Origin of the sequence: Ketobacter sp. MCCC 1A13808, assembly GCF_009746715.1 — a bacterium.
GTDB lineage: Bacteria > Pseudomonadota > Gammaproteobacteria > Pseudomonadales > Ketobacteraceae > Ketobacter.
In genome coordinates this window covers 200,225-222,832 of record NZ_VRKW01000002.1, presented here as the reverse complement: position 1 = coordinate 222,832, position 22,608 = coordinate 200,225, and the positions used below count along the sequence as shown (strand labels likewise).

Genomic DNA, 22,608 nt, shown 5'->3' with positions numbered 1-22,608 from the left:
ATGTCGGCTTATATTGTTATCAAAAATAAAAGGCGCTTATATAGAGGGAGCTACCTATGTTTTCTACAATGAATCCAATAAACCCAGTGATCGGAGATTTAAGTGCCGTGAGGCGGGGATTGATCGGTCGCGAAATCGACGAACGCAGTAGAATTCAACACCACCTGTTTTTTGTTTGTGATTATCTGTCACAAGCGATACCCAAACACCTCAATAGCAGTCAGCGCAGCAACCGGATTCAGGTGATTTCGGTGCTGCGTAACTACGTGCGGCGGGGTGAATTTCCAGTCCATAATCAGTCATCGACACCTTTGCGTACGCCGCGATTTATTGATCACCGCGGTGTACATTGCGCGGTAGGGGAGTTGGTGCGGCAAACCGCAGACCCGAAATGGGCGGAACAGATTAATGACGACTTTGAACACGCCCGTATCGAGCAGATCGAAAGCAAAACCTTGCAGCAATGGGCGACGGCAAGTGGGCTGAGTTTGTTGGATTGCGCGATGATACAACCGATGTATGTACCACCGATCAGCGATTTGTGTCCGATGATGATGTTGGCCCGTGACTCGTCGCTGGAAACAAAGCTGGATATCGTGCGTGCGTTTCGCGATGAGCACTTGCGGCATTCTGTGGGCGGTCGTTGGATGGTGAGGTACTATTATAAGTCCGGCCCCAAGGTGGTGGGCTTTATGCATGCGCAAAAATGGAGCCAGGTACCGGCACGTAAACTTTTGAGTATGTTGATCGATACACTGGAAGAACGATGCTAGCGGGTTTACGCGTTTTTACCTAAAGGCTTTGATCGTCTCGGCAAACGTGCCTTAGATGACAAGTTTGCGGTTTTTTTTGCGGGTGGGAAAACCTGGCCGGTTGTGTTCAGTCTGGGCGCTATGCGTTAGAATCCGCCTTTAATGAATTTAAAATATCGGCATGATCAGCGCATGAATGATTCTTTGCAGCAGTTAATACTGGCAGCGACCGGCGCTGATTCGCTATTCGGGATTGAAGAAATTCAATCCCTGTGGAGCGGATACGGAACCCTTTTTCGCTGTGGGTTGGTGGGAGCGGATTTCGACCGGATCGTTGTTAAACATGTAAAACTTCCTGATCGTAGCCAGCACCCGCGAGGCTGGAATACGCGCCTATCGCATCAACGCAAAATCAGATCATATGAAGTGGAGAGTGCGTGGTATCAAAATTACAGCGAGCTTTGTGATCAGCGCTGCCGCGTACCTCGCTGCTTGGCGTTGGAGTCGAACGACACTGAATTTCTGATAATCATGGAAGATCTGAGTGCCAGTGGGTTTTCCTTGTGTAAAGAGCGGGTGTCCCAAGAAGAGATCCGCACCTGTCTGAATTGGCTGGCTCATTTCCATGCAACGTTTATGGGGCGATCACCTGATTCGCTATGGCAAGTGGGCACCTATTGGCATTTAGCAACGCGGCCTGATGAATTAAAGGCACTGAGTGATGGGGCGTTGAAAGCATCGGCTTCCGGAATTGATCAGAAGCTCCAGGATTGCCCTTATCAAACTTTTGTTCATGGTGATGCCAAGCTGGCTAATTTCTGCTTTTCAGGCAATGGTCAGCGAGTCTCGGCGGTGGATTTCCAATATGTGGGGGGAGGCTGCGGTATAAAGGATGTTGCGTATTTTATTGGTAGTTGTCTGGATGAAACCGCTTGTGAGATTTACGAAACGCCACTGCTGGATTACTATTTTGAGCAACTCAAAATTGCGTTGTCCGAACGTAAGGTACTTGTGGATGCTGATGCCGTGGCGCAATCGTGGCGCTCGCTCTACCGGTTTGCCTGGGCTGACTTTCACCGGTTCCTGAAAGGCTGGAGTCCGGGCCATTGGAAAATGCACGGTTACAGTGAGCGCATGACCCGACAGGCGTTAAAGCAACTTGGGAATAAAACAGAATAAACCATGCCGGCAAATACGATCGAAACGAATCAGATGATGACGCAATTTTCTGAGCAGAAGACCCTGTGGCTATTTGGTTACGGTTCATTGATTTACAAAGCCGACTTTCCTTATCTTCAGCGCCAACCGGCGCGCATAATGAATTGGTCCAGACGTTTTTGGCAAGGCTCGCACGATCATCGGGGCACCCCAGAGAAACCGGGGCGGGTGGTGACATTAATTGAAGATCCGGGACGGGTCTGCGAGGGCATGGCGTATCTCATCACCCCAGAAGAATTTCTCCACCTGGATCATCGCGAAAAAAATGGTTACTTAAGGCTGGCGACCGAGATTCTGTTTCGTGATGATTCCTGCGTGAATGGCGTTATGTATATTGCATCAGCGGAGAACAGCGCTTATCTGGGACCAGCGTCCGAACAGGAAATCGCGGTTCATATTGCCAATTCAGAAGGACCCAGTGGTAAGAACGCGGATTATCTTTTGCAGCTCGCAGATGCATTGCGGGAACTGGATGAAAAAGACGATCATGTGTTTGCGATTGAACAGTATTTGCAGACTATTCAATCCGAAAAAAATTAAGTGGATTGATGGCTGGTCGCGCGGGCACAGCGTGTTCAAAATGTTGAAAAACCATAAATTGATAGAATTGCATTTATTTTATATCCATTCTTATCTATATTGATGCTTACCCATCCGCGTTGTACCTTGCATTGAAAGACCGACTTAGATGAAAGAAATGATAAAGCCCGGGGAAGAGCTTTGCCCCTTCGAGTTTAATTTTGATGAAAAAACCTTTAAACCCGGCGATATGGTTAGCTATCGCGTGACCGGCAGTCTTGCAGAAATGCCGTTTGTTGGCGTGCTGCTGGAAGTGCATGACGACCATGTCATATTGGTTCACGGTGATGGTTATAAAGATCCGGAAGGCTTTAAGATGAGGGGGACACGGGAAAGCCGTCCCTTGGTACAAGAGGAAGAAGCACTTAGATAGTGCTTCTTGTTATTCCCTTTATTTTTTTACCCGCATCAATCCTTCCTGCGCAGTAGCCGCAACCAGTCTGCCAGATTCGGTATAGAAATAACCGTGGTTTAGGCCGCGGCCACCGTCGCTTACCGGGCTGTGCATATCATAATAAAGCCATTCGCTGGCATCCATTTCTGAATAGAACCATAAGCAATGATCAAGACTGGCAGCTTGCACTTGAGGATCGATTAACGTGTGTGGGTGGGCGTGAAACGCTGTGTTCAGAAACAATAAGTCGGATTGGAAGGCGACGATCAGGAAATGATGGGATTGCTCGCTGATATTGCCATTAGCCCGGAACCAAAAACTTTGCTGTGGATCTTTCAGGGCTTCTGGCGCATTAACGCCGGGACGGAAACGACTGAGAATATCCAGCGCAGTGAAATTAGCGGGTCTCAGATAGGTTAACTCCGGGCGCTCCAGTTGAACCTGTTTCCAGAATGCTATTTCACTGATCATTTCTTCCCGTGGTGTCATGGTGGGTGCGGTTTGCTGATGACGCAGACCCTTTTCGGGTTTCTGAAATGAAATGGTAGCCAGGAAAATAATTTTATCATTTTGTAATGCCGTTACCTGTCGCAACGAAAAGCTGCCGCCATCGCGTATCACAACCACGGTGAAATCAATTGGCACCGCCATGTTTCCCGGTCGTAAAAAGTGGCAGTGTAAAGAGTGAGGTTGACGATCGCTTTCAACCGTCTGAATAGCGGCACTTAACGCCTGTGCCACGACCTGCCCGCCAAAAACGGCTTTACGTTCTCCGGGCAGGTTGTGTCCACGGTAAAGGCCTGCACCGATGGGTTTTACGATCAGGTGTTGTAATAATTGCTCAAGGTCAAAATTCATAGTCACGACTTATAATCTGTTTATCAACGGTTCTTTATTCTGCCAGCGCGCTTTCCAGGAAGGGGGTGGCGACGTCTCGGATGGCTTGAAAATGATCGCTGTTGTGAACGGAGTCAGCCAGTAGCCCCAGGTCTTTTTTCAACAGGGCTGCTCCATGCCGAAAGTCCGTTGGATCGTTTATTCTGGAGCACACCTCGAAAGCCAAGCTGCGCCCGCTGCTGACGCTGACCAGCTTTATAAATTCTTCGCGCTGAATGCCGAGCGTTTCTGCCAGCGCTAATGCATGGTGAGCCAGTGCCAGATTTGCCGCCATTAAGTTATTGTTGACCAGCTTGGCTCGCTGTCCACTGCCGACGTCGCCCAAGTGGGCAATATGGCTGGCAAAGGTGTTAAAAACAGGCCGGACGTTTTTTATGGCGTCCTCACTGCCACCCACCATGACCGTTAGGGTTCCGTCAGCGGCGCCCTGTCCGCCGCCGCTGACCGGTGCATCAATCAGGCTAAGCCCATACCCGTGCGCTTGTCGGGACAACTTTTGGCACAACTGCGGGTGCACTGTGGAATGGACGACCAGATAGCCACCACCGGGCATAGCGGGAATAAGTTGTTCGCATACCTGCTGCACACCAAGGTCATCCACGACGCAAATGGCACAATAGGTCACCTGCTTGGCAAGTGAGGCGATGCTGTCTGCGTAGGTGGCTGTGGTGCCGGCGAAGGGTTGCAGGGTTTCAGGGCGCCGTGCCCAGAGTACAACGTCCAGACCGGCGTCGATCATGCGCTGCGCCATTGGGGCGCCCTGGCTGCCCAAACCGATAAAACCGAATTTCCCCATTGCTGTATCACCCCGCACTGCTTTTAAGGAGCACTATCATAGACTTTTTGCACGATTGAAGACAGGACGGGGAGGAACTGAGCCTGAGTATGGGATAGCGCCAAACATAAAAAAGCCCCGCTAATGCAGGGCTTTTTTATCAGCAGCTCAGGATCGTTATTTGGCTGCTTTTTTCTCTTTTGTTGCCGCAATGACTTCTTCAGATACGTTTTGCGGGCACGCAGAGTAGTGCGAGAACTCCATGGAGAACTGGCCACGACCGGAAGTCATGGTGCGCAGCTGTCCGATATAACCGAACATTTCCGCCAGGGGCACGTCTGCTTTTATACGCACACCCATAGTACCGGCGTTCTGATCTTTGATCATGCCGCGGCGGCGGTTAAGGTCACCGATAACGTCGCCCACGTTGTCATCCGGAGTGAACACATCCACTTTCATGATGGGCTCAAGCAATTGCGGGCCTGCTTTCGGCATGGATTGACGATAAGCGCCTTTGGCCGCCAGCTCGAACGCAATAGCCGAGGAGTCAACGGCGTGATAGCTACCGTCGTAGAGCTCGATTTCAACATCCAGCATGGGGAAGCCAGCCAATGGACCTTCCAGCATCATGACCTTGAAGCCTTTTTCGATGGCAGGGAAGAATTCCTTGGGAACGCTACCACCCACGACAGTCGAGCTGAAAGTCAGGCCGGTGTTGGCCTCGCCTGGTTTGATGCGGTAATCGATACGCCCGAACTGGCCGGAACCACCGGATTGCTTCTTGTGGGTGTAAGTATCTTCGATCGCCTGTGTAATGGTTTCGCGGTAGGCAACCTGCGGCTTTCCTACTACAAGCTCAACACCGTAGGTACGTTTGAGGATGTCCACTTTAACGTCCAGGTGCAGCTCGCCCATGCCTTTAAGGATGGTTTCACCGGTTTCCTGATCGGTCTCGACCTGGAATGAAGGGTCTTCCGCTACCATCTTGCCGATGGCAATACCCATTTTCTCGGAGCCGCCTTTGTCTTTTGGTGCAACGGCGATGGAGATAACGGGATCCGGGAATACCATGGCTTCCAGTGTGCAGGGGTGCTTGGGATCACACAGCGTGTGACCGGTTTGCACGTTTTTCATACCAACGATGGCAATGATATCACCGGCTTGTGCCGTACTGATTTCGTTGCGGTCATTGGCGTGCATTTCCACCATGCGGCCGACTCGCTCGGTTTTGCCGGTGAATGAATTCAGGATGGTGTCGCCTTTTTCGATCTTACCGGAATAAATGCGCACGAAGGTGAGGGCTCCGAAGCGGTCATCCATGATTTTGAATGCCAAGGCGCGGAGTGGCTCTTTCGGGTCAACGGTGGCGACTTCACCGGTTTCGTTGCCTTCTTCATCTGTCAGCGGCTGAGGGACCACTTCGGTCGGGCTAGGCAAGTAATCCACAACCCCGTCCAGTACCAGTTGGATACCTTTGTTCTTGAATGCAGAACCACAGAAGGTGGGGAAGAAGTCCAGATTAATGGTGCCCTTACGAATGCAGCGCTTGATGTCCTCTATGGAGGGCTCGTTGCCATCCAGATAGGCTTCCATCAGCTCGTCATCCTGCTCAACGGCTGTTTCAACCATTTTCTCGCGGTATTCGGCAACCAGGTCGAGCATGTCTTCAGGAATGTCTTTGACTTCAAAGTTTTCCGGTAAGCCGGAGTCATCCCAAATAATGGCTTTCTGGGTCAGAACGTCAACAACGCCGCAGAACTCGTCTTCACGACCAATTGGCAGGGTCATAACCAGCGGATGGGCGCCTAGCACATCTTCAACCTGCTTGACCACTTTGAGGAAGTCTGCACCCATGCGATCGAGCTTGTTGACGAAGATGATGCGGGCAACTTCGGATTCGTTGGCGTAACGCCAGTTGGTTTCGGATTGGGGTTCTACGCCACCAGAACCACAGAAAACGCCGACGCCGCCGTCAAGGACTTTCAGCGATCGGTATACTTCGATAGTGAAGTCAACGTGTCCGGGGGTGTCGATAATATTAAAGCGGTGATCTTTCCAAAAGCAGGTGGTCGCTGCTGACTGGATGGTGATACCGCGTTCCTGTTCCTGCTCCATAAAGTCAGTGGTTGCGGCACCGTCGTGCACCTCACCGGTCTTATGGATCTTACCGGTCAGTTTCAAAATACGCTCTGTTGTGGTGGTTTTACCGGCATCAACGTGAGCGAAGATACCTATATTTCTGTAATGTGATAAATCAGTCATCTTGCGTCTCTAATTTATGGGCAGGAAAATTGGGGGCAATATACCGGAGATCGACAATCTATTCGAATGAAAATTGATGAAATTCGACTCTTTTTGGTGTTTGGGATAAAAAAACGCTCTTCTCCGGCCCGTTTTTAGATTATCTTCGGTCACTTTTGCTTGTTTTCACTAAACCCTATCCCTAAATCGTTTAATCTGATAGGCGTTTTTCCCATATGTTTTGTGTATGAATTGATCGTAATAAAAAGCCCTGACCGCGCTTTGGCGGACAGGGCTTTTTATTTTCTCAAGAGGTTATCAGGACGGCAAGCTTAGCGGCGGTAGATATCCAGAACGCCCCCATATGAACCGATATAGATATAGTTGCCTTGCAGTGTCAAAGCTGTTGGGGGGGCTGCTAGGGGCGTCAGGCCTATGACCATAGGTTGCCTTGCAGTAGGGGGGGGGCAAGTGTCGGATATGCCGGATCTGCCAAGCTTAATATATTCAGGCCGTGAGCGTCGGTGACATACAGTCGATCGTGCGCCAAGGTCATGTGAGGTTTGAATCCGGAATTGTATTCAAGGTTATAGAGCCGACGTGATTGGGTAGGCCATCTCCGCCACACCCCGTGGCAATGGCTGAGGGTAAAAGTAACGCGGCGTCCAGCAAAGGCGATTTATATTATTGAGCGGATTGATGTGCGTCAATATTAAAGGTCTGCTGTGTCCGGTTTCCTCATTTGGTGCTGAAAATCATGTGGTGTGTAAATTATTTCGACAGCGCCGTTAAAAACTATTTATTTAATGCTGGAACGAAAATCCCGCGGCATTTATAGTAATAAACGATTTGTAGAAAACGGTGGTTCGGTGTAACGGGCAGTCATGATTAATTCGTGCAGAGTGTGCTTCGGAATCTGCGCTACTGCCGATATACTATTTTCTGCGATCGGAACGGTAATGCGACTTTTTAATGAGCGAGTTGCCGCTAATTTAATTCAAACCAGAACAGGTTTAAGACATCATATGAACGCGATAACAGGGAACAATCTATTCTCCAAACCCCGCTGTGAAAGCGATATTATTTTTACAGCTTCCGATGGGGATCTGGAGTGCTTGAAGGAAAAGTTACTTAGTCATGATTTATATGGCGCGGTGGTAAATGTCCGTGCGTTGCAAGTGTTTATGGAAGCGCACGTTTTTGCCGTATGGGATTTTATGAGTTTGGCAAAAAGCCTGCAGATTGCATTGACTTGCACCCAGCTACCCTGGTTTCCACCCGAGGAAGCAAGCTCCGCAAGATTTGTTAATGAGATTATCCTGAACGAAGAAAGTGACCTGAGCCAAGAAGGGCAAGCGCAAAGCCATTTGGAAATGTATCTTGATGCAATGAAAGAAGTGGGGGCGTCCACTGCAGTTTTTGATAATTTCCTTTTTCTTCTGAAAAATGGAAAAGAAGTTGAGGAGGCCTTAAATCTAGCGAACGTGCCAGAGCATATCGCCCGGTTCGTTACTGAGACCCTGAATATTTCTATGGGAGGGTCGATCGTAGAAGTAGCGAGTTATTTTTTGTATGGAAGAGAAGACCCCATTCCGGACATGTTTAATGCATTAATCAATCGGTGGGATGTGTCCGACCTATCGGTGAATAAACTGAGATGGTATTTGGACAGGCACATTGAGTTGGATGGCGATGAGCATGGGCCTGCTGCCCAGAAACTGTTGCAGCAAGTCACTCGTGGTGAGCCCGATAAAATTCGGCTGGCGAATTGCGCAGCTCAAAATGCAATCCAGGCTCGCATCAATCTTTGGAGTGGTATATTACAAGACATAGCTGCTTTGGAGAGCACCTCAGCACAGTAATGAAATGCTGCGCTGAGCCGGTATCGATATTTACTCGGCGCTACTCAATAAATAATCCGGCACAGCACTTTGTTTTAGGTTGCGTGCCAACCGCTTTTTTAGCTTTGGTATCATAAGCAATGAACGAACACCGTGTTTGTGCATGCCTTTTGCCAAGCTTGAAGGGTCGAAATGGGCTCGAGCATTGTCCACGGATAAAACAAAGGGCGGTTTGCCGTTTTTACAGAGTAAATAGCTCATGAGTATCGCGCCGGTGCGGTGATTCCCTTCTATAAATAACTGCGGCTGGCTGATGATGTGAATATACAGTCCCGCCGCAGTCCACCAGATGTTTTTATGATCATGCAGCCGGAGCCATTCGATCAGTTCACCCACACCGCCGTAATCGGAGAGCTGATAGAAATGTTCTTGGGTGGCTTTGATCTGATCGGATTGTTGTTGTTGGTTCTCGGGTTTGTCTCCGAACAGAACCAGTCTGTTGAGTTCGAGCAGACTGGTGGATTGACCTAATTCCAGTAGTGCCAGGTCCTCTGCCAATGCTGTGTCAATAAAACGATAGGCCGCCATCATGTTGCCCAGTACTTCGTCGGTTAACGGGGTACGTGGCTCGCACAGTGTTTTATTGATCGCATCGAAATTGGTCTGAACAGCGATCAGCGAGTTTTCTATCGCTTGCAGATCCAGGCGCGTTGCGTGTAGCTTTTTTTTAGCTGAATTCGCCGGCGACATATTGTTTGGTCAATTCCTGCTTCGGATCGTTAAAAATTTGTTCGGTCAAGCCCATTTCCACCAGATGCCCGGTGCGCCCCGATTGGGAAATGTCGACGCCAAAAAAAGCGGTGTAATCGGCAACCCGAGTTGCTTGTTGCATGTTGTGGGTGACCAGGGCTACGGTATAGTTTTTCTTGAGTTCCAGCATTAATTCTTCAATTTGCCGGGTTGCAATCGGGTCGAGCGCGGAACAGGGTTCATCCATCAACAAAACATCGGGCTCTGTTGCAATAGCCCGCGCAATACAGAGCCGCTGTTGCTGGCCACCGGATAACGACAGTCCGCTGCTCTGTAGTTTATCCTTTACTTCGGTCCAGAGTGCTGATCGTTCCAGGGCGAGCTGAACCCGCTCAGCGATATCGCCTTTATAGCGATTCAGGCGTAAGCCGAATGCCACGTTGTCAAAAATGCTCATGGAAAAAGGGTTGGGTTGTTGGAACACCATGCCGATGTAGCGCCGAACTAAAACCGGATCGACACCTTTGGCGTAAATGTCACTGCCATGATAAGTGACTGTGCCTTTCAGCCGAAAGCTGGGTATCAAATCATTCATGCGGTTGAGGCTACGTAACACGGTACTTTTACCGCATCCAGACGGGCCGATAAAACCGGTGATGCCGCCTTTTTTGATGGGCACCTGGCTGTTGCGCACGGCAAGAAAGTCGCCGTAATGAATTTCTTCCAGATGGCAGTCGATTACATTATCGCTGCTGTTCGCTTCAACCCCGATGGGTTTCGTTATCGAATGTGCAGTTGCAGTTACCATATTGAACCTCTTGTCGTTAAATCTTGGGTTGCCCGATCATGCGCGCCAGGATGTTGAACACTAAAACAATGAGCACCAGGGTAAGGGATGCAGTCCAGGCCAGCTCAATCTGATTTTCGAAGGGCATGGCAGAAAAGTTATAAATTAAGATGGATAGGGATGCGGTGGGTTCCATTAAATCTGAAATGTAATAATTGGAAAACAGCGCGGTGAATAATAAAGGAGCTGATTCACCTGCAGCGCCTGCTACCGCCAATAACACTCCGGTCATAACGCCGGGCAGCGCTGTTGGCAATACGATTTTAAGAATAACCTGAGTTCGGGTGCAGCCCATACCGTAGGCGGCATCGGACATTTTCTGTGGCACTTGCCGCAACGCTTCCTCGGCGGCCAGCACTACGGTAGGCAGCATCAACACCGATAACGCGATACCACCGGCCAGCGCCGTATAGCCGGTGGCAACGACGAGCACTGCATAGGTGAAAACGCCGGCCAGAATCGAAGGGAAACCGGTTAGTGTTTTAGCAACAAATCGTGCCACTTTGGCGGTTGTGCTGTGGGGAAATAACACGCCCAGGAAAATAGCGGCCAAGACTCCGAGGGGGATACTGATGGCGCTGGCGATTGCAACCATCACCAGTGTACCGACGATGGCATTCCCGAAGCCGCCGCCCTGATCGAATCCCGCCGGAGGCAGTGCGCTAAAGCTTTCCCAGCCCAGCCGAGATCCCCCTTCCATAACCAGCATAAAAATGACGGATAGAAGGGGTACGCTGCCGAGCAGAGCTGCAAACCATACCAGCCCGGTCATCACTGAATTAAACAAAGCCCGCCGTTCGAACCATTCCCGGCTCAGTTGCGGTTGACTGTTAACGCTTTCACCGATCATGGCTTGCCCTCGAATTTACGCATTGTCATTTGCTGAATTTGATAGCCCGCTACGTTGACCAGAAAAGTAATCGCCAGCAGAACCATGGCGGCGTACATCAGGGCCTGTATTTCGATTGCACCGGCTTCTGGAAACGAGGATGCCAGCAGCGATGCCAGTGTGTTGGCTGGCGCGAATAACGATAAATTGATCTGGTTACTGTTTCCGATCAGCATGGCCAACGCCATGGTTTCACCCAATGCGCGCCCGAAAGCCAATACCAAAGCCGCTAATATGCCGGAAGACGCAGTTGGCAAAACCACCTTGAGGATGGCCTCCCAGCGGGTGGTTCCCATGCCGTAAACAGCTTCTTTAAGTTTGTAAGGGATACGCCGCAATGCATCCACAGAAATGGCCGCGACCGTCGGTAAAATCATGATTGCCAGCACCAGGGCGGCTGGCGCCAAACCGGGTCCGTTTAGTTCGGTGCTGAATAACGGGATAAACCCGAGGTGTTCGTTCAGCCAAACTGACATGGGACGTAGCATGGGGATCAGTACATAGATGCCCCACAGTCCGTAAACCACTGACGGGATCGCTGCCAGCAGTTCAACGATGGTGCGAAATACCACCGCCAGCTTTGGGGGAATAAAATCCTGTGTGAGGAATACTGCAATGGCTACTCCCAGCACTCCACCGATGATCAATGCCAGCAGTGAGCTGTACAGGGTGCCCCAGATTTCGGGTAGTACGCCGAATTGATTGGCGACAGCATCCCAGGTTGTGCCGGTAATGAATCCGAAACCGAATTCCTTAAAAGCCGGTATCGCCTCAAGTCCGATTTCCAGCACGATGTAGATCAGCAGCACAATAATGACCAGTGCCGCGCTGTAACAAACGGCTCTGAAAACGGAGTCGGTAGTGTATTCCCTGCGCGAAGGCGGATTACAAATGGGACCGGAAGTTGCGCCAGGATTAAAAGGATTTTCAGCCATAATACAACTCGTGTTTGACACTAACGGACGCATCACTGCCGTCCGCTAGTGTATTGGGGTTATTGAATCAGTTGTGCCGCTTTGCGAACTGTTTCACGTACGTTATCGGGCAGGGGTACATAACCCAGTGAGCTGGCACTTTCCTGTCCTTCCGTGAGGCAGTATTCAACCAGATCACGGGCTGCTTTTGCTTTGTCGTCCGGCATATCCTTAGGGAACATCAGCCAAGTGAATGATGCAATGGGGTAGGCATCAGCGCCCTTGGGATCGAATACCCAGGCCCGCAGATCGGGAACATCATCGCTACCTGGTAGTGTGCCATCAGGAAACTCTGCGCTGGCCAGCGCGGCGGAACCGGACTGGTCACTGGGTTGTACGAATTTGCCGGATTTATTTTCCAGTAGAGCACTGGGTGCGCCGGTCAGTTTCGCATAGCCGTATTCGATATAACCTATGGCTCCAGGTGTTTGTTTCACGGTAGCAGTAATACCATCGTTTTTAGGGGACTTAACAAAGTGGGTTTTGCCGGGCCATTGCGGCGATTTTCCCTGACCCACTTTGTCTTTAAAGGCTGAATTGATGGTGGCCAGATGGCCGGTGAACACATAGGTGGTGCCGGACGAGTCGGAGCGTACCACCACCGTGATTTTCTTGTCGGGAAGTTTGGTGCCCGGATTTGCGTTCGCGATACGCGGGTCGTTCCACTGAGTAACTTCTCCGGTAAAAATCAGCGGGTATACATCGCGGGGAAGTTTTAACTCTTTTACCCCGGGAAGGTTGTAAGTCAGCACGATTTCACCAGCAGTGATCGGCAGTAACACTACCCCTTTTTTCGTCTGACCGATCTCTTCATCGTTCATGGCGGCATCACTGCCAGCAAAATCGACGACCTGGTTAGTGAAATCCTGGATGCCGGCGCCACTGCCTTTGGATTGGTAGTCAACCCGGACGTTGTCGTTGGCTTTGCTGAAGTCGCGAAACCATTTTGAATAAATAGGAAAGGGAAAGCTGGCGCCGGACCCTTGCATACGTACTTCGGCAGAGGCCTGATTGCCCAGTAATCCAAGCCACAGGGCACAAAGAATTGAAGCGGTTGTTTTTATCTTACTCACAGAGAACTCCTTCATATGGTCTATGAAAATCGAAAGCGGAACATGGTCTTATGAAATGGGGCCTAACTGAAAACGCGCAAATTATCATCCGTGAACGACCAAGTTTATTGCGCCAACATGTCGTAACGATGACAGTCGAATTTGGGGGGGATAAATCTGGCGGCCAATAAGGGCAAGTGATGGGTAAGCGGTGGCCGCTGCGCTGAATCATACTGTCATAAAAGCGTGATAGAACAGAGGTTTTCCAACAATCTAATAACGGCGCTCTACCAACGTTTATAGCTGTGTTAGGGGGGTGTATGCTGCATTTTGATCTTATTGTCATCGGCAGTGGGCCGGGCGGTCAGCGGGCCGCTATTCAGGCTGCAAAAATTGGCAAGAACGTTGCCTTGGTTGAACGACAGACTGTATTGGGAGGGGTAACGGCCCACACCGGCACCATTCCCAGTAAGACACTGCGTGAAACAGTCCTGTTTATGAGTGGGTGGCGACAGAAAGCCCTGTATGGACAAAGTTATCGGGTGAAACAGGATATTACCCTGGAAGACCTGATGCACCGGCTGAATTTGACAGTCAATCAACAAATTGAAATCATCCGCCACCAGCTCGAACGAAATCGGGTTCACCTGATCTCCGGCCACGCAGCATTTGTTGATGACCACACAATCAGGGTAGACGAAGCCTCGGGCGCAAGCGCCTGTTACAGCGCGGACTATATCATTTTGGCAACGGGTACGGTGCCGAGCCGGCCGGAAGAATTTGCCTTTGATGATCGCACTATTTTTGATAGTGATGGCATCTTGAAATTAAAGCATTTGCCTCGCACGTTGACGGTGGTCGGGGCCGGTGTGATTGGAGTTGAATATGCGACGATCTTCAGTGCTTTGAATATCAAGGTAACCTTGGTGGACGGTCGTAACGCAATTTTGGATTTTCTGGATGAAGATATTATTGATCACTTCAAGCATGAGCTGATTCATCACGGTATCAGCCTGCGACTGGGTGACAGAATAGAAACCCTGCAGAATATTGATGGCAAAGTGGAAATCCTGTTGAACAGCGGAAGACGCATTGTCAGTGAGGGGGTGATGGTGACCGCCGGGCGAATCGGGAACACGGATAAGCTGGGGCTAGAGAATGTTAACCTGTCCGCTGACGAAAAAGGTCGTTTGCGTGTGGATCCGCATTTCCGCACAGAAATACCCCATATCTATGCAGTGGGCGATCTGATCGGCTTTCCGGCATTGGCGTCAACATCGGCTGAGCAGGGGCGCAGAGCGGCCTGTCATGCCTTTGGCCGTCCCCTTGATAATCACCATGAACTTTATCCCTACGGCATATATTCCGTTCCCCAGATCAGTATGGTGGGTAAGACGGAGCAACAATTGCGTAACGAAGGCGTGCGCTACGAATGTGGTATGGCACGCCTGAATGAAATTGCCAGAGGTCAGATTCAGGGCGGCGCAGACGGCTTGCTTAAGTTGCTTTTCAGTCTCGAAGATGAACGCTTGCTGGGTGTTCATATCGTCGGGGATGCGGCAACAGAGTTGGTTCATATCGGGCAAGCGGTGATTGCTCTGGGCGGAGGGCTGGACTATCTGGTCGGTGCAGTATTCAATTATCCGACCTTCGCGGAAGCATACAAGGTGGCTGCGCTGGACGCCTGGAATCGTATGCACGGCTGAGGCTGCTTACTTGATTGAGCGCGCACAGGGCCAAACTAAGCGGATCACCTCTCCAGGATGAATGTATTTGTTAACGGCGATGAACTACCCCGTCCCCGGTGCGGGCACCCGTCGCCGGGTGGAGAGGATGTTGCGGATGCGTGCCCGGTTGCTGCGCTTTCTGCCGAAACACAAATACCCGCAACTAAGTACGCTGATTCAGAACCAGACTCATCCCGAGGGCTACACAGTGCATGACATTGGCCTCGACCACTTGCGCCAAAAATGGACCAAATAAGCCGCGGCTGGTAAGCGGACATCCAGGCGGGTAAACTGAATGGCAATCCCATTATCCCGTCTGAGATCATGAAGCAACCGCTAAGAAAACTCTTTTCACCCATTCTGAAAGCCTTTGAATCAGGCAGCGACGAGTACGTCTACCAGCCTTCCCATCGCAAAATTCTGATATTTCTTAGTGCGCTTTTCTTTGGCCTTGCCAGTCTGGTCTTGGTGATCAATCGGGGCGGAGACGTCGGTTACCTGTTCCCCGCCGTTGTGTTTGGGCTGGTCAGTTTTGTCGGCCTGACCGTGGGGCTGTTGGGTAATGATAGAGCCGTGGCCAAAATATGGGGCAGTCGCTAATTATGTCTGGCGGGCTGTTTGCGGAAACCGATACCAACTCAATTTATTTTTCTCGTGCCGATGCTAACCAGAATCTGGGGGCCTGGTCGGACCATCCTTTTAAGCTGGAGGGTAAGCAGTGGCCCACAGTGGAGCACTACTATCAGGCCATGAAATTCGAAGACGAAAGCTGGCAGGAGAAGATCCGTTTGACGGAAACGCCCAAGCAAGCGCGAAAACTTGGCCGTAAGTGGTTAAGAAAGCCACGTAAAGATTGGGCAAAGGTGAAGGTCGTTTATATGACTCGCGCTGTCTATACCAAATGTATGAGTTATTCAAATGTGGCCGATGAACTGCTGGCCACAGCAGATAAAAAACTAGTAGAGAACAGCGCATACGACTATTTCTGGGGGTGCGGCCGTGATCGCCGCGGTAATAATAAATACGGTGAGGTGTTGATGAACATCAGGGACAAGCTGCGACAGCCTGCGGCATAAGCGCGGTGTCATTGTGCTCGATATTCTGAAACAGCGTCGAGTTGATCGTCTGCGTCACCTCGTTACTAAATTGATGTAGATAAAAATGCCCCCCCTGGAAGACGCGAACCGCGTTCGACTGTTCAAAATGGTCAGTCCACTGTTGCAATTCGTCTGTGTCCACCAGAACATCGTTTGCCCCTCCCAGCGGTGTTATCCGGGAGGGGATTTTCGTGTCGGCTTTGCCAGCGTACGTTTCCACCAGTTTAAAGTCAGCCCTTAGCATTGGTAATAAAAACTGCATCAGTTCCCGGTTGTCGAGTACGGCCTGCGGAACGCCTGAAAGCTGAGTTAGGCGTTGGATGAAGGCGGTATCGGGCAAGCGGTGAACCGGCGCAATTCGGCGCGATAAGCAGGGCGAAGCGCAGCCCGAAGCAAAAAAGTGGCGCGGGCATGGAAATTGATTCTGTTGCAGGCGTTTTGCCAATTCAAACGCAATTTTACTGCCCATGCTGTGACCGAAGAAAGCAAAGGGCTTGTCAATGGCGGAAAACATCGCAGCAAAAAGGGCATCCACCAAGGGTTCCATTTGAGTAAAGGGCTTCTCGTGTTGCCTTTTGCCGCGCCCGGGTAATTGAACAATAACAAGCTCAAGACGTGGATCCAGTAATTCCAGCCAGGGCAGATAGGTGGCGATATCGCCACCTGCGAAAGGAAAACAGAACAAGCGAACAGCGGCGCCGGGTGTTTTTTTCGGAGTTACAAAAAAGGCAGAGTTATTCATTTTATGGCGCCTCCAATACCGTTACGGGGGCAGCTTTATGGTCCGGTTTCAATACCAGTAATAATGCAGGTATAAACAACAGGTCGAATATTAACGCCACGACAATGGTGAGCGCGGCCATCATTCCCATCCAGGCATTGATCTGGAATCCTGAGAACGCCAGGCAAATAAAGCCGGTAGCAAGGGACAGGGTCATGGCGATCAGTCCCGGCCCAACGTTTTGGAATGTGCCCTGCACAGCGGCGGCTGAGCTAAGATTGCTTTCCCTTCGCAATCGGGAATAAGCGGTTAGCATGTGAATGGTGGCGTCAACCACAATACCAAAAGTAACCGACGCGACGGTGGCCACCGCCATGCCCACTTCGCCGTTGATCAAAGCCCAGATGCCCAGTGTGGCCAGACAGGGTGCAAAGTTGGCGATAGTTCCGATCAGACTCAGAGAGAGTGACCGGAATGCCAAAATAAAAATCAGCCAGACTACCCCAACACCGATGGCCATACCGCGGAGCATTTCCGTGATATTGCGGTTGCCGATATGAGCAAACAAAATAGAAGTGCCGGTGGCGTTTGCAGAGTCAGCAATCAGTTTGGTATGACGGGATGCCCAGGCTTCCGCTCGTTGTTGCAGATCCGTCATTTCTCCGGTGGAAATGTCGTTCAGGCTGACCGAAAGGCGTGCATAGCGTTTGTCTGCCGTTAGCTGATTGCGGAGGTCGCTGCCAAAGGGCAAGGACATTTCATACAGCGCCAGATATTGGGCTGCCAGGTCCTGGTTTGCCGGAAGCCGGAACTCGGAGCTTGCGCCACCCTGCATCGCCCGGTTGATGGTTTTCATTATATCCGGTAGCCCGTGTACATGGGTCACGCCCGGCTGTGTTCGTAACCACTGGGCAAATGCATCCACTTGTTGCAGGTATTGTGGGCTTGAAATACCGCCCGCTTGTTGCGAGTCCAGAGAAAACTCAAGCACATAAAATCCGCCGAGATCTTCGTTCATCCGGTCCGTGGCCACGCGAAAATCGTAACTTTGATCGAAGTAGCGGACGTAGCGATCATCCAGTACGTTAGTAAAGGCCAGGGTGCCCAGAGTGACAGTAGCAACGCAGACGGTGGTGACGATAAAAAGTGGTTTGCGTGTTACCAGCCGGGCGATGCTCGCGCTGAACTGTTCGGCAGGAAGAGACGCCGTTCTGCCACGCCAGGGCAATAGACAGAGTAGGGCGGGAAAGAAGGTCACGGAAAATAGCCAGGCCATCAGACAGCCGATAGCAACAATGATGCCCAGATGTGCAAACGGCGGTACTGCGCTGAACACCAGCGTCAGGAATCCCACTGCAGTGGTAATCGTGGTCAATGTTACGGGCCACCAGCATTCGAGCAGCGATCTTTTTACGGACTCGTGTTTATCGTATCCGGCACCGCGTAGCCGCTTCATTCCGGCGCACATATGAATACAATCACAGGTTGCCAGCGTAAGGATAATATTGGGTGCAATGACACTGGGCGATGAAAGAGGAACCCCCATTAAGGCAGCTAAGCCCAGAGCACATAGGGTACTGAATGCAATCACCAGAAACGTGGCGAAGGCACCGGCGGCGGAGCGCAGAGAGAATGCAATGATGAGCAATAATGCAATGACCATAATTGGTAATAAAACCGAGCTATCGAAGGTACTGGCTTCCACAAATGCATGGTCCAGCGCCACCGAACCGGACAAGCCCAGCTCTAGTTCAGGATAAGCTTTTTGGTATTGTTCAAGTAGCTTGTGGCCAGCCGCCATGGCGGCTTCCGACTGAGCGGATGCGGTATCGGCTTGAAAACGGAATTGCGCAACAATAAGGCCCAGCGTAGCGTCTTGCGAAAGCAGGCGATCTTGTAATAGCGGTTCCAGTGCGGCATCGGCTTTGAGTTGTTTCGCCTCGCTCACCGTTAATACATCACCGGCGCGCGCCAGGTGGTCAATTTCAATATCGTCGCCCAGCGCGCGAACCCGCTGAAAGTTAGTGACCGAATCTACGCGTTTGATATCGGGCAACGTCCAGGCGGCATCGGTTATGGTGTTGATAGCGGCCAGCCGTTGCGGGGTAAACAGGTCGCCGGTTTCGGCTTTTATAACAATAATTAAATTATCATCGCGGCCATAAAACTGTTCAAACTGTTCTAGCTGAATCAGGTCCGGGTTGTTGTCGGCAAAGAACACCCGGTTATCACTTCTGAATGTAAGCTGTGACAGACCGGACATAAATATCAGTGCCAATATCAACGAACCCAGAAGTACCTTCGCGGGATTTTTTACTAGCCAGGTGGCATAGCAAAAAACAGCCTTGTTCAGTTTGGTTTGGATCGTGTTACTCATTTTCGTCATCTCCCTATTAACAATATGTTTTTAAAATTGGTTTAACGTTTACCAGTACCAGACCCAGCTGAGCTGAAAGTACTTGTCTTGCTTAAATCCTCGTAACGCGGGATCCTCAGACACCGACAGCGGTAAAAGAATTTGTGCGGAAAGTGTGTGTGAGCTGCCCAGACGCCGGGAGGCGCGGAGCTCAATCAGATCTGAATCGAATTCGAAATCGTGGGTGTAGCGAAGGTCCAACAGTGAGTCGTTTACGTCATTGGTGTTATAGCGCAGGCCGACAAACACATCCCGCTGAAACGGCGTTAGCGGTGCCGCGTCATTGCGAGTGTCATAATAACCCTCGGCGTAAACCGTAATGGAATCGAAACCATTACCGATCTGGTTAAAGGTGGTTTCGGAACCGATGCCACTGCCGACGAAGCTGTCTGTGGCACCGGATTGATAAATTACTTCGGCTTTCAGCACCGTGTCGCCCACTACGTATTGCAATTCCAAACCGGTTTGAGCGATGTCTTCATACCGTTCGTTAAATCCGCTTAGTGTCGAATTCTGAAAAACCGGTTGGTAGAGCGGTTCACGGGTATGTCCCTGGTAGCGGGATAAGCCCAAGTCAAAGTCCCCGATTCGGTACTGCAGGCGGAGTGCAAAACCGATATCGGATTGTCCGTTTTCAAAGGTGCTGTCCAATAATGGAGCGGGCAGTGTTCTGAGCCGGTCGCTGCCGTCTGCTATGCGTCTCTCCCGGGTGTACGGTAACGCCAAAGCAGTGAAAACAACGTCGTTATAGAACGTATTTACCGAAACACCCGGCTGCCCCAATTTGACCTTGCCGCGGAAGTCCTCAACCATATCCCGCTGGTTTACCAGATCCACCGGACTCCAGGCTTCAAGTACTCTCCAGTTTTCCTGCAATACACCGAGCTTGATATCAAACGCCTTTACCCGTGTTAGAAAAACTGCTTCTTTTACATCACCAGTAACCTCGTTTTCTGCATCGGGTGTGATGTGTAGACGGGTGCCGAGATCCACTCGTATATCGTCGGACAGATCGGTTGACCAATCCAGATCGCCGGACAGACCCGGTTGCACCGATTGTCCGCTTTGATCGGGAAGCAGGGGCTGCTCGGCAAAATACATTGCATCGAAACCGATGTTCCCCCTCGGTGTCTGGGCCGCACCCAAATTGGAAACCAAAAGCAACGGCGATAACAGCAGTGGTGGTAAAAGCGCTGCATAAGGCAGCGCTTTTGTCGCGAGCGCGGGCCGTTTCATCGCGACCAATACTCCAGACGGGCTTCGCGCAGGTCCGCATCGCGCAAACCGGTTTTAAAGCGATAGTTTTGCCATAGGATTTCCGATTCCGAACCATCGTGTGCGTTGGTCATCACGATACGGCCGGGGCGCCAGTGTTTGCCCTCGTATTCCTGATAGTCAAAAAACTCCAGGCGTTTTAGCTCACGACCCTGGCGATCAAAATAGACGATACGCACCGGTTGCCAGATGCGCGGATCAATGGTTTCCACCAGTTTTTCATAGCCGGAGTACGTGTATTTGGGAATGTTTGCGATGGTGTGGCAGGTGGTTACCGGTTCTCCACAAGGTTCGTCCTGGATAAATTCATAGTGGTAGTTCGAAAGCTCCCAGGTGGCGATATCTTCATAGGCAAACTCGGATCCAGCGAACGAACCGGTTTTATCGCGTGAGGCCAGGCGCTTGGAGCGGCTGGTTGCCGGCAGAAAAATCCACTGATCGTCCGGCGCACTGGGGTGGGTGTGTGTCAGTGAAACAAACCCGGCCAGATCTCTGGGTTGTGAAAATACCACCAGGCGTTTATCGCCATCGTCTCGCAGTTCCAGTGTGTTCATTTCAAATTCCCGAGTGGCGCTGATGCCGCCGGGTCGCTTCACGGTCATTTTACCGGTCACGACATAGTCTTCAAATCCGGCGTCATGGCGGTCGACACTGCTTGCGATTTCGCTGCCTCGTGCCGCCTTGTCGGTGGTGCTGGTATTGGCCATGGTGGTTGATGCCGCCAACAGTGAAGAGATGATGAACGCGCACTGTGTTTGTTTGAATTGAGTTAACTTAAACATAATTTAATCCTTTAAAAACGGGTGAGTGTTTAGCTCAATGAGCTTCCGATTAATGATTGCCCGACGTTTCGCGGGCGATGATATCCAGCATGCGGATCATCTGGCTTTCTTCGTGATCGGCGCTGATAAAGCAACGCAGGCGAGCTGCTTCCCTGGGTACAACCGGGTGCATGACTGCGTGAGCAATAAACTGGTTCTCCAAAAGCAATGACATCAGTTGGAGGGCTTTTTCATCTTCAATCATCATGGGTACGATCGGCACACCGGGTATACAAGTACGGCAGTCCAGACCCTTCTGCTGAGCTAATTGTTTGAACAAAACGGCATTGTTTTGTAGCCTCGTAACCCGTTCCGGTTCCGCCGTTGCAATGCGTACTGCGGCCAACGCCGCTGCTGCATTGGCAGGGCTGATGCCTGTGCTATACAACAAAAGTCCGGGGCAGAAGTGATGTAACAGTTCGATTAATTTTTTTGATCCGGCTAAAAACCCGCCGCAGCTGGCAAAACTTTTCGATAGCGTGCCGACGATTAATTCCACTTCGGATACCGGTACATTGAAGTGTTCGCATACGCCCCGGCCGCTGGCACCGACGGTGCCACAGGAATGGGCTTCGTCAATGATAAGCCAGGCATTGAATTGATTTTTCAATTCAACCACCGCAGGCAAATTGATCAGATCACCGTCCATGCTGTAAGCGCCTTCGACCAGGATTACGGTTTTGCGGTGTTGACTGCGATTGTCTTCCAATAGTCGTTTTAGGGCGTCCATATTATTGTGCGGAAAGGCAATACGTTTGGCGCCGGACATAACCGCCCCCATAACGCCACTGTTATGCATGTATTCATCGTGAATGATCAGATCCCGCTTATCGAGCAGGTAACCAATGGCAGAGACGTTGGTGCTATAGCCACCGACGGCCACCGCGGTGGCTTCAAACCCGGTGAATTCCGCCAGCGCCTGTTCCAGTTCGCGGTGCAGTTCAATTTCGCCACCCACCATACGTGCAGCGCCGGCATGAGTGCCGTAAGTTTCAATTGCTTCGCAAGCGGCGGCTTTTACTCTGGCGTCGTTGGATAGTCCGAGATAGTTATAATTAGAAAAGGTGACATAATCCTTGTTTTCAATCTGCAGCACGCTGGATACAGTGCCGCTACGTGGTTGAAAGTAGGGGTTTCGCAACGCGGAGTCCCGGTGATATAGGGAATGAATACGTTGCAAAAGGGCGTACTCTGCATAGTCCTCTACGTACGCTTCCAGGCTAAGTATTGCGTTGCTTTGGCTCTGGTCCCGGATCGGCGTAGAGCCCATTTTAGAGCGGATCTGACTGAGTAAGTTATCGATGGATGTGTTTTGAGTCGTCATTTCAATTCTCTCTTTGGT

Annotated in this window: 22 protein-coding genes; 9 read left to right on the top strand and 13 right to left on the bottom strand. The window is 50.9% G+C overall.

The window, feature by feature from the left end; all coding sequences use genetic code 11:
- The first annotated feature begins 56 nt into the window (after positions 1–56).
- The 4 genes from FT643_RS04925 to FT643_RS04910 all read left to right on the top strand — a co-directional run bounded on the left by FT643_RS04925 (position 57) and on the right by FT643_RS04910 (position 2,922).
- A complete protein-coding gene (locus tag FT643_RS04925) occupies positions 57–773 on the top strand; it encodes a CFI-box-CTERM domain-containing protein (RefSeq protein WP_156869796.1) in 717 nt (238 codons plus the stop codon).
- 171 nt (positions 774–944) lie between these two features.
- Positions 945–1,931, top strand: a complete 987-nt coding sequence (locus tag FT643_RS04920; protein ID WP_156869794.1) for a phosphotransferase — start codon at positions 945–947, stop codon at positions 1,929–1,931.
- A gap of 3 nt (positions 1,932–1,934) precedes the next feature.
- Positions 1,935–2,510, top strand: coding sequence for a gamma-glutamylcyclotransferase (locus FT643_RS04915; protein ID WP_156869792.1), 576 nt, complete (start codon positions 1,935–1,937; stop codon positions 2,508–2,510).
- A 148-nt stretch (positions 2,511–2,658) separates the two neighbouring features.
- Positions 2,659–2,922 (top strand): hypothetical protein, encoded by a 264-nt coding sequence (locus tag FT643_RS04910; protein ID WP_156869790.1) that lies wholly within the window; start codon positions 2,659–2,661, stop codon positions 2,920–2,922.
- An 18-nt stretch (positions 2,923–2,940) separates the two neighbouring features.
- Here the strand turns inward: FT643_RS04910 and FT643_RS04905 are convergent, their stop codons facing one another.
- The 3 genes from FT643_RS04905 to fusA all read right to left on the bottom strand — a co-directional run bounded on the left by FT643_RS04905 (position 2,941) and on the right by fusA (position 6,877).
- Positions 2,941–3,801: an acyl-CoA thioesterase gene (locus tag FT643_RS04905; protein ID WP_156869788.1), complete on the bottom strand. Its 861-nt coding sequence runs from the start codon at positions 3,799–3,801 to the stop codon at positions 2,941–2,943.
- A 34-nt stretch (positions 3,802–3,835) separates the two neighbouring features.
- Positions 3,836–4,636 carry an NAD(P)-dependent oxidoreductase gene (locus tag FT643_RS04900; protein WP_156869786.1) on the bottom strand — a complete coding sequence of 267 codons (801 nt, stop codon included), beginning with the start codon at positions 4,634–4,636 and terminating at the stop codon, positions 3,836–3,838.
- A 156-nt stretch (positions 4,637–4,792) separates the two neighbouring features.
- A complete protein-coding gene (gene fusA / locus FT643_RS04895) occupies positions 4,793–6,877 on the bottom strand; it encodes an elongation factor G (protein WP_156869784.1) in 2,085 nt (694 codons plus the stop codon).
- A gap of 1,004 nt (positions 6,878–7,881) precedes the next feature.
- Here fusA and FT643_RS04890 point away from each other — a divergent pair.
- Entirely contained in the window at positions 7,882–8,718 is an 837-nt protein-coding gene (locus FT643_RS04890) for a DUF3050 domain-containing protein (RefSeq protein WP_198043328.1), read from the top strand.
- 30 nt (positions 8,719–8,748) lie between these two features.
- Here the strand turns inward: FT643_RS04890 and FT643_RS04885 are convergent, their stop codons facing one another.
- The 5 genes from FT643_RS04885 to pstS form a co-directional block, all read right to left on the bottom strand.
- Entirely contained in the window at positions 8,749–9,447 is a 699-nt protein-coding gene (locus FT643_RS04885) for a hypothetical protein (protein ID WP_198043327.1), read from the bottom strand.
- Entirely contained in the window at positions 9,425–10,186 is a 762-nt protein-coding gene (gene pstB / locus FT643_RS04880; protein ID WP_317621958.1) for a phosphate ABC transporter ATP-binding protein PstB, read from the bottom strand. The genes FT643_RS04885 and pstB overlap by 23 nt, the downstream gene beginning before the upstream one ends.
- Before the next feature lie 85 nt (positions 10,187–10,271).
- Positions 10,272–11,144 carry a phosphate ABC transporter permease PstA gene (gene pstA / locus FT643_RS04875; protein ID WP_156869778.1) on the bottom strand — a complete coding sequence of 291 codons (873 nt, stop codon included), beginning with the start codon at positions 11,142–11,144 and terminating at the stop codon, positions 10,272–10,274.
- Positions 11,141–12,118, bottom strand: coding sequence for a phosphate ABC transporter permease subunit PstC (pstC, locus tag FT643_RS04870; RefSeq protein WP_156869776.1), 978 nt, complete (start codon positions 12,116–12,118; stop codon positions 11,141–11,143). Before pstC ends, pstA begins: the two co-directional genes overlap by 4 nt.
- 59 nt (positions 12,119–12,177) lie before the next feature.
- Positions 12,178–13,245: a phosphate ABC transporter substrate-binding protein PstS gene (gene pstS, locus FT643_RS04865; RefSeq protein ID WP_156869774.1), complete on the bottom strand. Its 1,068-nt coding sequence runs from the start codon at positions 13,243–13,245 to the stop codon at positions 12,178–12,180.
- Positions 13,246–13,529: 284 nt separating this feature from the next.
- Between pstS and sthA the strand changes: the two genes are divergently transcribed.
- From sthA to FT643_RS04845, 4 genes are all read left to right on the top strand, one after another.
- Positions 13,530–14,915: a Si-specific NAD(P)(+) transhydrogenase gene (sthA, locus tag FT643_RS04860; protein ID WP_156869772.1), complete on the top strand. Its 1,386-nt coding sequence runs from the start codon at positions 13,530–13,532 to the stop codon at positions 14,913–14,915.
- Positions 14,916–14,994: 79 nt separating this feature from the next.
- On the top strand, positions 14,995–15,192 hold the full coding sequence (locus tag FT643_RS04855; RefSeq protein ID WP_156869770.1) for a hypothetical protein: 198 nt from the start codon (positions 14,995–14,997) through the stop codon (positions 15,190–15,192).
- A gap of 68 nt (positions 15,193–15,260) precedes the next feature.
- The gene (locus FT643_RS04850; protein ID WP_156869768.1) at positions 15,261–15,536 is read left to right on the top strand and encodes a hypothetical protein; all 276 of its coding nucleotides are present in this window, start codon (positions 15,261–15,263) and stop codon (positions 15,534–15,536) included.
- A complete protein-coding gene (locus tag FT643_RS04845) occupies positions 15,521–16,012 on the top strand; it encodes an NADAR family protein (RefSeq protein ID WP_232339865.1) in 492 nt (163 codons plus the stop codon). Before FT643_RS04850 ends, FT643_RS04845 begins: the two co-directional genes overlap by 16 nt.
- Here FT643_RS04845 and FT643_RS04840 read toward each other — a convergent pair.
- Genes FT643_RS04840 through FT643_RS04820 form a run of 5 tightly spaced genes read right to left on the bottom strand, consistent with a single transcriptional unit; the run spans position 15,981 to position 22,590 of the window.
- Positions 15,981–16,775 carry a thioesterase II family protein gene (locus tag FT643_RS04840; RefSeq protein ID WP_156869766.1) on the bottom strand — a complete coding sequence of 265 codons (795 nt, stop codon included), beginning with the start codon at positions 16,773–16,775 and terminating at the stop codon, positions 15,981–15,983. The genes FT643_RS04845 and FT643_RS04840 overlap by 32 nt on opposite strands.
- Before the next feature lies 1 nt (position 16,776).
- A complete protein-coding gene (locus FT643_RS04835) occupies positions 16,777–19,131 on the bottom strand; it encodes an efflux RND transporter permease subunit (RefSeq protein WP_198043325.1) in 2,355 nt (784 codons plus the stop codon).
- Positions 19,132–19,179: 48 nt separating this feature from the next.
- The gene (locus FT643_RS04830) at positions 19,180–20,406 is read right to left on the bottom strand and encodes a hypothetical protein (RefSeq protein WP_156869762.1); all 1,227 of its coding nucleotides are present in this window, start codon (positions 20,404–20,406) and stop codon (positions 19,180–19,182) included.
- Positions 20,403–21,227 (bottom strand): outer membrane lipoprotein-sorting protein, encoded by an 825-nt coding sequence (locus FT643_RS04825; protein ID WP_156869760.1) that lies wholly within the window; start codon positions 21,225–21,227, stop codon positions 20,403–20,405. Before FT643_RS04825 ends, FT643_RS04830 begins: the two co-directional genes overlap by 4 nt.
- Before the next feature lie 49 nt (positions 21,228–21,276).
- A complete protein-coding gene (locus tag FT643_RS04820; RefSeq protein WP_198043324.1) occupies positions 21,277–22,590 on the bottom strand; it encodes an aminotransferase class I/II-fold pyridoxal phosphate-dependent enzyme in 1,314 nt (437 codons plus the stop codon).
- Positions 22,591–22,608 lie beyond the last annotated feature (18 nt).